Source organism: Campylobacter concisus, assembly GCF_902460895.1.
GTDB lineage: Bacteria > Campylobacterota > Campylobacteria > Campylobacterales > Campylobacteraceae > Campylobacter_A > Campylobacter_A concisus_BC.
This window is the reverse complement of sequence record NZ_CABPVL010000003.1, coordinates 127,189-142,974: the sequence shown is the minus strand read 5'-3', so window position 1 is coordinate 142,974 and position 15,786 is coordinate 127,189. Positions and strand designations below refer to the sequence as shown.

The 15,786-nt window shown below is 40.1% G+C and carries 15 protein-coding genes and 1 other RNA gene; 1 reads left to right on the top strand and 15 read right to left on the bottom strand.

The features are described from left to right. The 3 genes from F3G98_RS11120 to F3G98_RS06495 all read right to left on the bottom strand — a co-directional run. Positions 1-128 (bottom strand): WG repeat-containing protein (locus tag F3G98_RS11120; protein WP_149725925.1); only part of this gene is annotated, 128 nt, incomplete at its 3' end. A gap of 87 nt (positions 129-215) precedes the next feature. Then, positions 216-574: a transfer-messenger RNA gene (gene ssrA / locus F3G98_RS06500) on the bottom strand. A 30-nt stretch (positions 575-604) separates the two neighbouring features. Beyond that, positions 605-1,009 (bottom strand): hypothetical protein, encoded by a 405-nt coding sequence (locus F3G98_RS06495; RefSeq protein WP_004317574.1) that lies wholly within the window; start codon positions 1,007-1,009, stop codon positions 605-607. An 85-nt stretch (positions 1,010-1,094) separates the two neighbouring features. On the opposite strand from F3G98_RS06495, the gene panB reads away from it, so the two are divergent. Continuing rightward, positions 1,095-1,910, top strand: a complete 816-nt coding sequence (panB, locus tag F3G98_RS06490; RefSeq protein WP_149725915.1) for a 3-methyl-2-oxobutanoate hydroxymethyltransferase — start codon at positions 1,095-1,097, stop codon at positions 1,908-1,910. Positions 1,911-1,996: 86 nt separating this feature from the next. Here panB and F3G98_RS06485 read toward each other — a convergent pair whose 3' ends face one another. The 12 genes from F3G98_RS06485 to F3G98_RS06430 form a co-directional block, all read right to left on the bottom strand. Further along, a complete protein-coding gene (locus tag F3G98_RS06485; RefSeq protein ID WP_021093479.1) occupies positions 1,997-2,884 on the bottom strand; it encodes a cache domain-containing protein in 888 nt (295 codons plus the stop codon). Beyond that, a complete protein-coding gene (locus F3G98_RS06480) occupies positions 2,877-3,248 on the bottom strand; it encodes an HIT family protein (protein ID WP_103573667.1) in 372 nt (123 codons plus the stop codon). The genes F3G98_RS06485 and F3G98_RS06480 overlap by 8 nt, the downstream gene beginning before the upstream one ends. Before the next feature lie 13 nt (positions 3,249-3,261). Then, complete coding sequence (locus F3G98_RS06475) at positions 3,262-4,302, bottom strand: AI-2E family transporter (protein ID WP_149725914.1); 1,041 nt, start codon at positions 4,300-4,302, stop codon at positions 3,262-3,264. 202 nt (positions 4,303-4,504) lie between these two features. Continuing rightward, the gene (locus F3G98_RS06470) at positions 4,505-5,584 is read right to left on the bottom strand and encodes a cytochrome C (protein WP_103608656.1); all 1,080 of its coding nucleotides are present in this window, start codon (positions 5,582-5,584) and stop codon (positions 4,505-4,507) included. A gap of 23 nt (positions 5,585-5,607) precedes the next feature. Further along, on the bottom strand, positions 5,608-6,618 hold the full coding sequence (ruvB, locus tag F3G98_RS06465; RefSeq protein ID WP_009294236.1) for a Holliday junction branch migration DNA helicase RuvB: 1,011 nt from the start codon (positions 6,616-6,618) through the stop codon (positions 5,608-5,610). Between the two features lie 49 nt (positions 6,619-6,667). Continuing rightward, positions 6,668-7,774 carry a sensor histidine kinase gene (locus F3G98_RS06460; protein WP_103608655.1) on the bottom strand — a complete coding sequence of 369 codons (1,107 nt, stop codon included), beginning with the start codon at positions 7,772-7,774 and terminating at the stop codon, positions 6,668-6,670. After that, complete coding sequence (locus F3G98_RS06455) at positions 7,758-8,426, bottom strand: response regulator transcription factor (RefSeq protein ID WP_009294240.1); 669 nt, start codon at positions 8,424-8,426, stop codon at positions 7,758-7,760. Before F3G98_RS06455 ends, F3G98_RS06460 begins: the two co-directional genes overlap by 17 nt. 90 nt (positions 8,427-8,516) lie before the next feature. Next, positions 8,517-9,452: an NrfD/PsrC family molybdoenzyme membrane anchor subunit gene (gene nrfD, locus F3G98_RS06450; protein WP_103608654.1), complete on the bottom strand. Its 936-nt coding sequence runs from the start codon at positions 9,450-9,452 to the stop codon at positions 8,517-8,519. Further along, the gene (locus F3G98_RS06445; protein ID WP_009294242.1) at positions 9,445-10,008 is read right to left on the bottom strand and encodes a 4Fe-4S dicluster domain-containing protein; all 564 of its coding nucleotides are present in this window, start codon (positions 10,006-10,008) and stop codon (positions 9,445-9,447) included. Before F3G98_RS06445 ends, nrfD begins: the two co-directional genes overlap by 8 nt. 9 nt (positions 10,009-10,017) lie before the next feature. Next, positions 10,018-12,291, bottom strand: a complete 2,274-nt coding sequence (phsA, locus tag F3G98_RS06440; RefSeq protein ID WP_103608653.1) for a thiosulfate reductase PhsA — start codon at positions 12,289-12,291, stop codon at positions 10,018-10,020. Positions 12,292-12,594: 303 nt separating this feature from the next. Further along, positions 12,595-13,938, bottom strand: a complete 1,344-nt coding sequence (locus F3G98_RS06435) for an anaerobic C4-dicarboxylate transporter (protein ID WP_103608652.1) — start codon at positions 13,936-13,938, stop codon at positions 12,595-12,597. A gap of 91 nt (positions 13,939-14,029) precedes the next feature. Further along, entirely contained in the window at positions 14,030-15,430 is a 1,401-nt protein-coding gene (locus tag F3G98_RS06430; protein WP_103608651.1) for an aspartate ammonia-lyase, read from the bottom strand. Positions 15,431-15,786 lie beyond the last annotated feature (356 nt).

The following is a 15,786-nucleotide window of genomic DNA, read 5'->3' as shown; positions in this document are numbered from 1 at the left end:
TAAGCGTCATCAAATTTACACTCTACGATCTGCTCACCTTTGGTGTTTATATATCCCCATTTGCCATCTTTTTGAACAGCAGCAAAGCCTTCGTTAAATTCACAAACACAATCAAATTCCCAAAACATATCCCTCTCCTTTGTTTATATGAGTTGTGTTATTTTAGTTTATATTATTTTAAAAAGTAAGTAAAATTGAGAGAAATTTAAAGTAGATGGTGGAAGCGAGGGGGATCGAACCCCTGTCCAAAAGCAAAATCCATACAGCCTCTACACGCTTAGCAAAAGTGAAAATTTCATCTAAAAAGGCTCACTTTCCAAAACCAAAATTTAGACTAAGACTAAAATTTCAGCTAGCAAGCAGTCACTTTGCTGGCCTACTCTAGCTAAATTACTCGCTTACATCCTAGCTAGAATGAGACAAAGCGAGGCTCAACTGAACTTACGCAGCTTTAGCGTAAGCAGGAGCGAAATTAACGTTGTTTGCGTTTAAATTTAATTTGAGCTTTTTACGCTTTGCTCAAAGCGACGTGCCACCGTACACACTCTGCTCCTGTCGAAGCCAAGTCGCTCCCATAAAAAATGAAATGGTTTAGTTGGATTGTTTAGTCAAGCTTTGCAGGTACGTCAATGATCTTTGGCTCAAGGACGCTAAAATACTCTAGGTCTTTCTCGACGTCGCCTTTGTATTTATGAAACTGATCGCTAATGAGCAGCAACCAATCTATAAATTTATCATTTGCTGGACCTTTTAAGCTTCTAGCCTCTTGAGTGACCTCTTCAGCCAAAGTCGTTAGTTTCAAGATCGGATCAAGATGCATAAAACCTGCCGCTGATTTGATATTGTGAAAGATCCTAGAAAGCTCTAAAATGCTCTCCTTATACTTGTCAGCTCTTCCTAAATTTATTATCAAAGGCTCTAGTAAATCGCACATCAAAGTGTAGTGAGAGAGAAACTCCTCAACTATATCATAAGAATAATCGACTTCAAGCCTTTTTAATATACCCATTTTCATGTCCTTAAGAAATTGGCGTAATTGTAGCAAATTTTTGATAAAATTGTTAGCATTATCACAAATTTTACCGGACTTAGCCATGAAAGATGAAACAATCGCAAAGAAAAAACTCACTATAAATGATATAAAAAACAAAAAAGGCGTCGAGCCTATCGTGATGATAACCGCCTATGATGCGCTATTTGCGAAGATTTTTGATGATTATGCTGATGTTATCCTTGTTGGCGATAGCTTAAATATGAGCTTTAACATGAAAGAGAGCACGCTAAGTGCTGATATGAACACCATGCTTTATCACACAAAGGCCGTTTGCGCCGGGACTAAAAAGACTTTTATCTTAGCTGATATGCCATTTGGCAGCTACACAAATGAAAAACAAGCGATCAAAAATGCGATGAAATTTTTTAAGCAGACAAATGCCGATGCAGTGAAGCTTGAAGTTGGCATGCATCAGGTAAATTTAGTAAAACGCCTCTGCGAAGAGGGCATAAACGTGATGGCTCACATCGGACTAAAGCCGCAGTTTTTTAAATTTGAGGGCGGATATAAGATAAAAGGCAGAAGCGAGCTTGAGGCAAAAAGGCTAGTTGATGAGGCTTTGGCGTTTGAGCAAGCTGGCGCATTTAGCATACTGCTTGAGGGCACGCTTAGCAACGTGGCAAGCGAGATAACAAGGCAGGTTCGTGTGCCAGTTGTTGGTATAGGCTCTGGGGCGGATGTCGATGGGCAAGTGCTTGTTTGGTCTGATATGTTGGGATTTTTCGAGGACTTTAAGCCAAAATTTGTCAAGCGCTATCTTGACGGAGCCACTCTTGTGCGAAAAGGCGTGCAAAGCTACGCTAACGAAGTAAAAAACAAAATTTTCCCAAGCGAAGAGTTTTCGTATCAGGGTTAAATTTATACTCCAAATTTAAAAGTAGCCCATAAAAACTCTGCAAAAAGCTCTATCAACACCAAAGCGCTAGAGCATACTTTTTAAATTTAAAAAAGCTCTTCTGATTCAAGATAGTTTTGCGAGATATTTCGCTCTTTTTCGTCGGCATTTACATGAAGGACGTAGTAGCCTATCTGCGTGTTGCTAGCATCAAGTAGCGGCACAACGCAAAAATAGTGTGTCTTATATACGTAAAATTCATACTTTTTAAGGTCTATGTCACGCAAAATTCCAACTATATTTAAATTTGCACTGCTCAAATTTTCGATGTAATAATCCCTTAAAATTTGATCACTCGGCGCGCTTTTGTGTGCTGGCATCTTATCTTTTGATAGGAGCACGAAAAGGTCTATGCCTTGCGTTTTATAAAAATTTCCAAGTGAGTCGTAGTTTAGCAAAACCTCGATGCTACCGATGTTTTTACCCTCATGCATCACATTTGAAACAGCCCTTATATGCACTCCAGCATACCATGCCTCGATGCCAACCATGGGTCTATCTTGACGCCTTGACTCTTGGACTAAAAACCTACCACTAGCGATCATATCGCCATATCTGTTTAGATCCCAGCTTCTTACGTAGCTTTTTAGATCTTTGTCGTAAAGATGAAGCTTGATGTTGTTATACATCGACGCTGCGCCAAGAGTTTTGGTCAAATTTTCGATGTTTTTTACGCACTCATCGCGGTTTTGACCCAGCAAACACATCTGTATAGACTCATTTTGAGCAAGCAGGATCGAGATCGCCATTGATGAAAATTTCTCATCGTCGATGCTTTTGTTTAGCTGCTTTACGTGGTAGTCAAAAAAGACGCGCATATTGTTTTGCTTTTTTTCAGCCATGTATGAGCTGTAAAGAAAGTAAAATAGGCTGCCAAGTAGCGCAAAAACGACTAAAACGATATAGATATTAAAATATTTTTTGTATTTACTCAAAACTAAGCCTTAGTTTTTTTTCTAAAAATTTAGCAAACTCATCAAATTTAGGCAGCTCAAGCTCGCTTTTTCTTTTGGGGCTAGCCCAAACGCTATCTGGGAAAAATGCATCATTTTCAAATCTCGCAATGACGTGAATATGCACGTGTGGCACGTAGTTTCCAAAGCTCGCGATGTTTATCTTAGTTGGTTTATAAAACTCAAGCATCGCCTTTTCAGCCACCAGCATCGCCTCAAAAAGCCTAGCTCTACTCGCCTCATCGCAGTCACTTAGCTCCCTATATGGCTTTGCGCTAAAAATTTTCACCCACGGAAGCTCGTTCTCTTCGCGCTCAACTCTTATAAATTTATCTTCATATATCATTTTTGCCCCTATTTTATACGAAATTTCTCTCTCGCAAAATCGTGTAAAGCTTGATGGTTGAGATAAAAAATGTCACGATCGCAGGTCCGAGGATCACGCCCCAGAAGCCAAACGTCGTTATACCAGCGATCATCGCAAAAAAGATGAGTAGCTCGTTTATCTTTGTTGGTATCTTGACTAATTTTGAGTTTATAAATTTAATGACAAGCGGCTTTAGCAGCGTATCAGCGCCAAATGAGATCACGATGATGGTGTAAAGTGCAATCGTGATAGCGGCTGCTGTGTTGCCATTTGCAAACTCATAAATACTAATAGGCGCCCACGCCAAAAAGCCGCCAACGACTGGGATGAGTGAGGCGAAGCTAAAAAAGATGCCAGTTAGCACGCCGTCATAGCCGTAAAAACTGGTGATAATGGCAAATAAAAAGCCCTGAATAATCATATTTGCGATGGTTGAGTAAAAAACGACGCCCATCACGTTGCCAACCTCGCTTAGTATCGACTCAGTATCCTCTTTTTTAAGCGGAAGCGCCTCTTTTAGGTAGTTTATAAGCTCGTTGCCGTAAAGGTTGCAAAAGAAGAAAAAGACCAGAATGATGATCATATCAACGCCAAATTTAAGGCTTAGCTTGCCTAAATTTGCAAGATTAGCAGCGACTTGCGAAAATAGCATCTTAATATCAAGTCCGCCTATAAATTCCTTGATCTTTGGCTCTAAGAAATTTATCGACTCTGGCAGGCTAAAGTCGTAGTTTTTGATAAATTCAATGGTCTTTGTGACGTTGTTTATATCAAAGCCAGCTGCGTATTTTGCGATCTCTACGACTGCGTAAAGAAGTGGCGCGATAAATAAACAAAGAAGCGCAAATGTCGTAAGACCTGACGAGAGCGTTTTGCGGTTTTTAGTAAGCGTTAAAAATGCGATCTGCACGTTTGCAACAGCCACCGCGAGCAGCGCTGCGATAAAAATGTCAAGTAAAAATGGTTTAAAAAGATAGACCACCAAAGCCAAAGCAAAAACCACAAAAATTCCAAAAAACAACCTACTATTCATCTCGCTCCCTTAAAATGGAGTAATTATAGCAAATTTATAAAAACTATTCATCTGCTTGCCAAATTTGCTAAAACGCTTTGGCGCCAAATTTGTAAAGAGTGGGCTTTTGGCATTTTAGCGTGGCACTGATGCTTAGTAAATTTAGATAAATTTATGCCTTACGTAAATTTTCTAGCTCAAAAGCTTCTATAAATTTAACCTTTTACGTGCACTGAAAATTTGCTCCGACGACCTCGCACTCATCACAAATTTGCATATAGATCGTGCCCTCGCCGTCTATCAAGTCACCAAAAGGAATTTGTACTAGATATCTCATGCTTTTACCACATTTTGGGCAATGCAAATGCTCCGCATCTTGCTGCCACTGCGGATATCCGCCAAGCAAAATTTCACTATCTATCATATATGAGTAGTGAGCGCAAACCTCGCTGGCTAGCTCGAAATTTTGCCCATCAAGCGTTGCCACAGCCTCTCTTACATAGTCTTCGCTCTCGCCCTCGCCCACTACCTCTGTTTGCACGTTTTTGCCGTCATTTTGGCAAAAGTACTGCACCAAGCCCACGCATGTCGGACAAAATTTAAGCACAGCGTCGTTTTTAAGCTCTAGCCCAAGTCGCTTTAGGCTCTCTTTTTTGATGACAAATTCTAGCATCTCGCCGCTACAAAATTTACATTTTTCATCATTTGCTGCTTTAAATTTAACGCTTGCCTCTGCGCTTTGGCATGGCTGGCAGGTAAAGCACCTATCAAAAACTAGGCTTCTTCTCTTACCACTGCTATCAAAGCTCCAGCCTGCAACCTGCGCGTATCCATCCATATCAACGTGAAGCTTTGCTCTCCAAGGCTTTGGCGCTTTATAGAGTTTAAAAAATAGCTCCCTCACCACTTCATCGCCCTGCCAGGCAAGCGCTGATAGGATGTGATTTAGCTTGACTATATTTTCTTCGCTTGAAAGCCTCTTTATAAGCTCATCTCTGATCTTTATTGAAGCCTTTTTGTAAATTTCAGGTGGGTAGTACCCGCTGTTTTTTGTCACTTCTTCGATGATCTGCTCGTCGCAAATGCCATGCAGATAAAAAATATATGTGAGGTCGCTGTAAATTTCATCATATTTATATAGCTCGTCAATGCGAGCGAGGATATCTTTCTGCCTCTTTTTGATCTCATCTTCGCTTAAGTCCTCGTAAAACTCCAGCTTCTCTTTTTGCCTGCACTCATAACAAATCCCGTCAAAGTAAATCGTCCTTTGCTTGCACTTAGGACAAAGATGTGGCTCGCCCATTTTTGCTCCAAATTTAAATTTCTCTACTCAAAAAGCCCTTTTTCGATGTCGATCTTGACATTAAAGGTCTCAAAACACTTCGCACTTGCGATCCTGCCCTTTGCGGTGCGCTCGATAAAGCCATTTGCAAGTAGATATGGCTCGATGACGTCCTCAACCGTGCCCTCGTCCTCGCTAAGAGCCGCTGCGATCGTGCTAAGCCCCATAGGACGGCGCCTTGCTTGCATCAAAATTTCTAAATACCTAATATCCATCTCGTCAAATCCAAGCGAATTTACCCCAAGTGCGTTAAGCCCCTCTTTTGCGCGCTCGTGGCTGATGATTAGCTCGTCATTTACCTCGGCAAAGTCGCGAATCCTCTTTAGTAGTCTAAGAGCGATCCTAGGCGTGGCACGTGAGCGTTTGGCGATCTCAAGCGAGGCGTTTTTATCGCACTCTTTGCCAAGCTTGGCAGAGGCTATCTGCACGATACGGCTTAGCTCGCTGCTTGTGTAAAACTGCAGCCTAAAGTCCATCCCAAAGCGGTCTCTTAAAGGCGCTGAGATCATGCCAGCACGCGTCGTTGCACCTATTAGCGTAAATTTTGGCAGGTCTATCTTGATAGTCTGGGCAGCTGGTCCTGAGCCTATGATGATGTCTAGCCTAAAGTCCTCCATCGCAGGATAGAGCACCTCTTCGATAGCTGGGCTTAGGCGGTGGATCTCGTCGATAAAAAGCACGTCGCCCTCTTGTAAATTTGTAAGGATCGCTGCAAGATCGCCGCTCTTTTCTATCATCGGCGCTGCAGTCATTTTGATGCTTACACCCATTTCGTTTGCGATGATGTGAGCGAGGGTCGTCTTACCAAGTCCTGGAGGGCCGTAAAATAGCACATGATCTAGGCACTCATTTCGCTTTTTGGCTGCTTTTATAAAGACGTCTAAATTTTGTTTTATCTTTTCTTGACCGATATAGTCTTCAAATTTGGTCGGTCTAAGCGAAACTTCAAAGTCATTTTCAAAGCTTACTTTTTCGATTTCAACGATTCTATCCAAAGTTTTTCCTTCTAAATTTAAGGCTTCATTTTACGCTTTTATACTTAATCTAAGCTCGTTTAAATTTATAGTAAAAGGTGCTGCCTTCATTATAAACGCTATCGACGCCATATAAAATGTCATGTTTTTGGCAAATTTCGCTGACGATATTTAGCCCAAGGCCAAAACCGCCTTGGATTTCATCCTCTCTGACGTAGCGCTTCCAGACCCTTTTTACGTCCTTTATCCCCTTGCCAAAGTCCTGCACGCTAAGATTTATGCGCTCATCTTCAAGCTCTAAATTTACTATTATCTCGCTCTCTTTTGGGCTGTATTTTATGGCGTTTGTGATGGTGTTATCGATGATGCGCTGAGCTTCGACCTTGCTTAGCATAGTAAATGCCTCGCTTGCTAAATTTGTCTTTACTACGATGTGCTTGACATCAGCCACGCTTGAAAGAAATTTCACTCGCTCTTTAACGTATTCGCCTAAATTTAACCTCTCAAGTGGAAATTTGATGTAACCTCGCTTTATGAAGTACTCGACATCTTCGTAGGTTATTTGCATCTGTTTTAGGGCGTTTTTGATGCGAGTTATATACTTGTTTTCAAGTCCAAGCATCTCAAGGTTCATACCAGCCACACCAAGTGGGGTCTTTAGCTCGTGCATGGCGTCGTTAAAGAAGTTGTTCATATACTTTTGAAACTCTTTGTAAGGTTTAACACTGCTTAAATATAAAAAATATACGATAAATAGCACCGCCACAAGGATAACAAGCAGCATGATAGCTGTTAAAAAGAGGCTCTTTTTGTTATCAAGCTCCTTTTCTACGACGATGTAGTAAGGGGTCTTATCTTTTATAAAAAAGCTCTTGTAAAAGAGATACCCGCCCTCTTCTAGGGTTACAAATTTAAAGCTACTTGGCTCTTTGCTAAGGGTTGAGATGACTGGTTTAAAATTTACGTCGTAGATAGCAAATTTATACTTTAATGAGCTAGCTATATTTTCGTTTTTGAGAAATGCATTTTTGATGATAGTTTCATGCTTCATAGCACCAAAAAGGGCTTTTGAGCTGCTATTTTTCTGACTTAAATTTAAGATCACAAAGCTTTGAAAGCAAAAGAGCGACATTATGACAAATGTCGCTATGATCTGGATCTTAAAGCTCTTGTGCATCTATCTTGTAGCCTATGCGCCTCTTTGAGATGATGAAGTTATTGTTTGTCTTGTTTCTTATCTTTAAAACGTGCATCCTTATATCAGCGCCCTCGATCTCTTTGTCGTTCCAAACAAGATCTCTAAGCTCCTCCATGCTGACGTAAGAATTTAAGTGTGAGACCAAACACTCGACCAAAGCGACCTCTTTTGCGCTAAGATCAACCATCTTGCCATCTTTAAGTAGCACACGTTTATTTAGGTTGAAGCTAAACTCGTCATTTATCTTTACTATGTTTTTATCGTCAGTGCCATAGTACTTTCGCATAAGCTCAGCAACTCTAAATTTAAGCTCAGCTAGCTCAAATGGCTTTTTTAGATACTCATTACAGCCAAGCTCGTAGCCAATCGCCATATCATCTATATCAACTAAAGATGTCGTTATCATGATAGGAGCGTTTGGATTTAGACTTCTTATATATTTGATGACCTCGTGACCATTTACTCCAGGCACTTTTATGTCGAGTATAAAAAGGTGATAGAAATTTTTCTCTATCAAGTCGCAAGCCTCTTGACCGTCGCTCACCGCCGTAACTTCATAACCAAGCGTCTGCAAAAACTCACAGACGCTCTCTTGAAACCCCAAATCATCTTCTAAAAGCAAAATCTTCAAAATGCTCTCCTAAAAAACAAACTTTAATAAGATTTTTATCTATTGTAATACTTAATAGGTAAATTTCAAATTAAAATTCTTTTTTAAGTATTAAATAAAAATTTGTCCTGCATAGACTATGTAATATCTTAGCAAAAAGACACCACAAATGACTAAAATAGCGTTTAGCACGGCAAATTCGCGTTTGAAATCATGCACCTTTAAAACGCTTAAGTCTAAAATGATAGGCACAGCCATACCAAGACCTATGACGCCGATATAAAACATCAGCCCAAGTGAATTTGCGCTAAGTGCGTTTGCTACGCTCTGCGCACCACTTGCGCTTGCACCTTTTACAACCATGAAAAGTGCGACTATCAGCAAAAACTCAACTATTATCGCTAAAAAGTCAAATTTTAATAAAAAGTGTGCAGTTTGGTTTTGCGCTCTCTTTTCATCTTTTAGCACGCCAAGAAGCAGTGTAAAAGCACCAGCACAGCTTAAGCCAGAAACTAAGAATAATAGTGGCAAAACTGGCGTGTTCCAAAGTGCGATCTTGTGAGCTGCACTTAGCAAAAAGCCCGTATATGCACCAACACCGATGCCTAAGATGAAAAGCAAAACTCCAAGCAACCCTGAAAGCTTGCTAGCTAAATTTGCAAGCGTGTCAAAAAGTGAAATTTTAAGTGACGCAATCTCATTTTTAAACGCACCAAGCGCGTATATAACGCTAAGAGGCGTATAAACTAGAAGCAGCGCAACGCCTATTGACATAACTGAGTCAAAGTTGTAAAGCAAGAGTATCCAGTAAAAGCTAAGCGGTTTGCCAAGATCAAGCACCAAAAGAGCAAGTCCAAGGATGATCGCCACTGGAGCGATAAGAGCAGCTGCTTTAAAGTAGTAGTTATCCTTGCCAAATTTGTTTGAGATGAGCACAGCAACGATGCTAGCACCTGCACTAAGTCCTGCTAAAAATAGATAAAAAGCTATCGGCCAGCCCCAGTAAATTTCTGTGTATTGAGCTAGGCTTCCTGACATGTTATTCATGGTGTGCTCCTTTTGTATTTGCGATCATCGCAAGTGAAGGTTTTGTGTTTAACTCCGCTTTTGGCAAGTAGTATTTGCTCTCTTTTAGTTTCTTTGAAATTTTAGAGTTTTCATCATTTACGTCGCCAAAAGTTAGGGCATTGGTAGGGCAGACGCTAACACAAGCTGGATCTTTGCCCTCTTCTAGCCTACTCTCATAGCAAAATGTGCATTTACCTATCTCGCCATCTGGTAAGACGTAGCGAGCGTCGTATGGACAGGCTAGGATGCAGTACTTGCAGCTAACGCAAATTCTGTGATCAAGCAGTGTCACGCCATCAGCTGTTTTAAAGCTAGCGCCAGTTGGACAAACCTCAACACAAGGTGCATCTTCGCACATAACGCAGCTTTGACGTAAAAAATCAGTCTTTAAATTTGGAAATGTCCCACTCATCTTTGCATGCACCTGCAAGCGGTAAAGTCCCCTTGGCACGTTGTTTGCACTTCTGCAAGCTACCGAGCAGCCTTGACAGCCGATGCATAAATTTTCATCATGTATCATCATATATTTTTTCATTTTCTATCCTTACGCTTTACTTATGCTAACGCCAACATTTGTAACCATAGTCGCAGCCACTGGACCCTCAGCTGGATCAAGAAGCACGCTTGTGTTAAGCCCTACGTGATCTACGCTCTTAAGGCCTGGCGTGATGTGTCCAAAGCCGTGATAGATAAAGAGTGTATCTTCTCTAATGCCCTCAGTCACCATAAGCTTGCCCTTTTGCTCGCCAAATTTATTTTTGACCAAAACCGTATCGCCGTCACGTAAATTTTGCTTTTTGGCGGTGTTTGGATTGATCCAGATAGGGCTATCACTCATAAGGTCATTTAAAAATGGCACTGCTTGGGTGTGACCGTTAGTATGGACAGGCGTTTTGCCACAGGTTAAGCAAAGCTCGTGTCCGTCAAATGTGTCCATATCTTTGTCATTTAGCGCGCCATACCCTGCAAACTGTGCCTCGACATCAGGCAAAAATAGCTCTATCTTGCCGCTTTTTGTTTTAAGCTTAGCCATATCGTCCATCAAGCCATTTTCTCCTACAAATTTAGCAGCTGCTGGATATTTAGCGACAAATTTATCGATCAAACCTTTTTCTCTAAACAAAATTCCCGGCTCATCCCACGTGATAAAGCCATCTTTTTCTAGTGCGGCGAGTAAATTTACATCTCCACCAGCTTGTTGCATCCTAAACTCACGTATATCGTTCCAAGTGTAAAGCTCGTCTATCTTCATGCGGCGTGCTAGCTCTCTAAAGATAAACGCCCCGTCCTTCGTGTCGCCAACTGGATCAACGACTTTATTTCTTATCATATAAGCTGGTTTTAGACCTGACTTGTCCTCTATGCCCTCGTCGCGCTCTAGGTAGCTGCTCTCAGGTAAGATGACATCAGCAAAGGTCGCCATATCGTTTAGATAGACATCGCTTACTACGATGAGCTCAAGCTTCTTCATCGCCTCTATGCTCTTCATCGTCTCAGCCACATTTATGAGGTGGTTAAAGCGGATGTTAAACCAACCTTTTATGGCGTAAGGCTTCTCGTTTAAGATAGCGTTATCTATATCCATCAAAACGCCATGTTTTCTGCTTACAAATTTATGCGCTCCAGCCTCGCCAGCGAAGTCTAGTCTAGTGACTTTTGGCACTTTAAATTTCTCATCTGGGTTTTTAAGAACTGGGAATTTATCCTCGCCAACTAGCTTGTTAAAGGTCTTTGCGTTTTTGCCACCAAAAAGACCGCCCTTAACCTCCCAGTTGCCCATCATCGCATTTGCAACCATGATGGCTTTTGTCCTCATGTATTCAGCTCTTGTGGTAGTTGTCTTATGCCCAAAATCAAAAATAACTCTTGGAGCAGCTTTATAAATTTCATCAGCGATGCGTCTAACATCACTTGCTTTTATGCCAGTGATTGTCTCTTGCCATTCAGGCGTTTTGCCCTCTACGCTTTTAACAATCTCATCAAAGCCAGTTGTAAATTTTTCTATAAATTCTTTATCGTAAGTACCATTTTGTATCCAAGTGTTGATAAGCGCTAGCACAAAGGCAAGGTCGGTGCCAGGTTTAACTGGTAACCACTCATCGGCCTTTGAAGCCACAACGCTAAATCTTGGCTCAAGCACAAGTAGTTTTGTATCCTTGCTAGCTGCAAATTTAGCAAGCTTTTTAGCATCAGCTATGACGATGCCCTCAAAGAGGTTGTGACCAAAATTTACAACGTATTTTGCATTTGCAAAGTCTCTTTTTAGCTTAGCGATGCCATACATCTGCTCGCAGACCATTTGATATGTGATCGGACAGCATGAAAAGTGTGAAAAGCAGTTTGGCGAGCCATAAGCTGAGGCAAAATTTACCATTAGCTTGTGCGTTTGCGAGCTTTTACAGGTAAAGACAAAGCTTTCAGGGCCATACTTTTGCTTGATATCAAGCATCTTTGAGGCGACATAGTCAAGCGCCTCGTCCCAGCTAACCTCACGCCATTTATTTTCACCTCTCTCACCAGCTCTAATTAACGGCTTTTTGATCCTATTTTCATCATAGAGCTGGCTAAGTCCCGAGCCACCTCTTGCGCAAAGAGAGGTTGCCGTGCCACCAGCTTTTGGATTGCCACTTAAAAAGCGAACTTTGCCATCAACGACTTTTGCTTCGATAGGACACCTTGAAGAGCACATCTCACAAAAGCTATGAACGTGCTTTTCGCCTCCATTTGCAGCATCTTGCAAAGCACCACCTGATAGAGATGATGCAGCTGCGCTAACTCCTGCACTGAATTTTAAAAATTCTCGTCTATTTAAGCTCATCTTTCTCCCTTTAAAAGAAATTTTACTTTTTGTTATTTTATTATTTAAAGTTGAAAGTAAAATTAAATTTTATTTAATAATTTTTTTTAGTTTTTATTTTTTATGATATGTGAGATCAAATATCAAAATAGAGCAAATTTTAAAAATGATAAATTAAGATAGATTAAATTTTAGCGCGATTTTTGCGTGATTTATAAAAATGAAAAATTTAAATTTAAGAAGAGATACTATTTAAGAATTTGATATAAAAAATTGAAAATTTAAAGTGAATTAAAAAAGCCGAGAGAGACCTCGGCTTAAGTTTTATATAAGAACTGGAGCTACTATAAATCCAAGGATAACTGATAATGCAACCATTATAGTTCCTGGGATGAAAAATGAGTGGTTAAATACAAATTTACCAACTCTTGTAGTTCCTGTATCGTCCATCGCTATCGCACCTAGTGTTGTAGGATATGTTGGCAATACAAATAGACCAGAAACTGCAGCAAATGAAGCTACAAGGATCCAAATTTGACCTGAATTTTCAGGGCTAGTCATACCAAGAGCAGCAGCAACAGCAGGCATCATAACCTTTGTTGTAGCAGCTTGTGAGTATAGCAAGCAGCTTAAGAAATAAAGCGCAACAGCTAGGATAAATGGATACTGAGTAACGAAGTCTTTTGCAACCTCTTTGATAGCGTCAAGGTGTCCATTAACAAATGTTGTACCAAGCCATGCGATACCAACAACGCAGATGCACGCATTCATACCGCTTTGGAAAGTGCTAGTTGATAGAAGTTTGCCTGTCTCAACTTTGCAAGCTACTGCTATTGTAAAGCCGATAGTTAGCATAAAGCTAATGATAGCTGCATCTCTTGAAAGGATAGGTTTTTCTACTAAATTTAAACTCTTTGAAATGCATAGCGCATAACAAACAACGATCAAAACACCAACCGCAAAGATCGCAACTGATCTTTTTGCGTATGGTTTTGGCTCGTGATACTCGACATCCTTAATCTCTGCAACCAAACCTTTTGCAAGTCTATCTTGATAGATAGGATCTTTTGAAAGGTCAAGATCGTAAAATTTATTGATAATAAACGCAGTGATAATCATCGCAACAAATGTAGTTGATATACAAATAAATAGCAACACTGGATAGCTAACACCTAGCTTCTCGCATAGACCGCTCATAGCAACAAACGCAGCTGAGATAGGGCTTGCAGTGATCGCTACTTGAGAAGAGACAACTGAAAGCGCAAGTGGAGCTGAAGGTTTGATGTTTTGAGTTTTTGCAACCTCAACGATAACAGGGATCATAGAAAACGCAGTGTGTCCAGTACCTGCAAGGATAGTTAAAAAGTAAGTAACTATCGGAGCAAGGAAGTTGATTTGTTTTGGATTCTTGCGTAAAATTTTTGTTGCTACTTGAACTAAATAATCAAGTCCGCCAGCAACTTGCAAAGCTGTGATCGCTGAGATAACTGAAGCGATGATCAAGATAACATCCATAGGGATATCTTTCATATCGACTTTCATACCAAGTAAAGCGAGTATCACAACGCCTAGACCACCTGCGTAGCCAACGCCCATACCACCTAGTTTGACACCAAGATAGATGCCGCCAAATAGGACTATAATCTGTAAGATCAGCATTATATCCATCGAAAACTCCTTTATTAAATTTTATTACTAAAATCACCACTTAAGCGTGTCAGAATTCTGGCACGCTTTTAATAATACTTTGCTTAAATTTTTACTTAACCATGCTCGGATTTAGCATATTTTTAGGCTCTAAAATCTTATCGATCTCTTCTTTGCTTAGATAGCCTCTCTCTAGGCAGATATCGCCAACTGCTTTGCCTGTTTGAAGAGCTTCTTTGGCGATGCTTGCTGATTTTTCGTAACCGATATATGGGTTAAATGCTGTTACGATACCAACTGAGCCAAGTACTGATTTTAAGCAAGCCTCAGGGTTTGCTGTAAGTTTTTTGATAGCTTTTTCAGCTAGTGTTTTCATAGCATTTTCAAGGATAAATATAGAGTTAAATAGCGCATAAGCGATGCCTGGCTCAAATGCATTTAGCTCAAATTCGCCTCTTTCAGAGCAAAGCATGATAGTTACGTCGTTGCCGATAACCTCATAGCACGCTTCTCCAACAACCTCAGCGATAACTGGATTTACCTTACCTGGCATGATTGAGCTGCCTGGTTGCATTTGAGGTAAATTTATCTCACCAATTCCGCATCTTGGGCCTGAGTTCATTAGTCTTAAGTCGTTTGCAATTTTAGAAAGTCTAACAGCTGCGGTTTTAAGCGCGCCACTTACGTGTACGAAGTCCGCAGTATCTTGTGTGGCAGCGATGAAGTCATCTGCTTTTTTGAAATCAACACCAGTGATCTCTTTTAGTTTTTTAACAACTACATTTTTATACTCTGGGTGGCAGTTGATACCTGTACCAATCGCAGTTGCGCCCATATTTAGGTATGTCATAGCTTCGCGTGCTGCTGTGATCTTTTCGATGTCACTTTTGATGTAGCTTGCAAATGCGTTAAAAGTGTTGCCAAGTGTTGTAGGGACGGCATCTTCAAGCTCTGTTCTACCCATTTTGATGATATCTTTAAATTCTTTTGCTTTTTTCTCAAGCTCATCTTTTAGTAAATTCATAGCAGCAAGCAAGTCAGTAAGCTTTGCATAAGTTGCTACTTTAATAGAGCTTGGATAAGTGTCATTTGTGCTTTGTCCAAGGTTTGTGTGATCGTTTGGATGGATATATTGATACTCGCCTTTTTTATGGCCAAGGCTCTCAAGCGCGATATTTGTGATGACCTCATTTGAGTTCATATTTGTGCTTGTTCCTGCGCCGCCTTGAACCATATCAACGACAAATTGATCTAAAAATTCACCAGCTATTACTCTATCAGCAGCTTTTGCCAAAGCATCAGCTATCTTTGGATCTAAAACGCCAACCTCTTTATTTGCAAGCGCAGCAGCTTTTTTGATCTGTGCAAATGCCTTTACAAAGTATGGATACTCTTTTAATGTTCTACCACTCATGTGGAAGTTCTCAGTAGCCCTAAATGTTTGGATGCCATAGTAAAAATTGTCAGAAATTTCCAACTCACCAATAAAATCATGTTCTCTTCTGGTTGCCATAACAGCTTCTCCTTAGTAAAAAATTGTTACCGAGTGAAATTATATAGGTATTTGAGATTTTAAATATTAATGACTACTTATTTTTTTAAGCTTTAAGTTTTTGACTTGATATGGCGCTCTTTGAAAGAAAATTATATTTCATATTTAAGCTAATTTTTAGGAATTTGCTTGTCTAAATTGTTATATTACTAATAATATCACTTTTTTATTATATAAAAAGGGTCAAATTAACTCAGATTTGTCCTACACTTTAAGTTTAAAAGCCATTTTTGAGAAAATTTAATATAAAATAAATATAAATTTACAAAATTTATAACAGCCAAGCTAAAATTTCATAGTTAAAAAATTTTTATAAT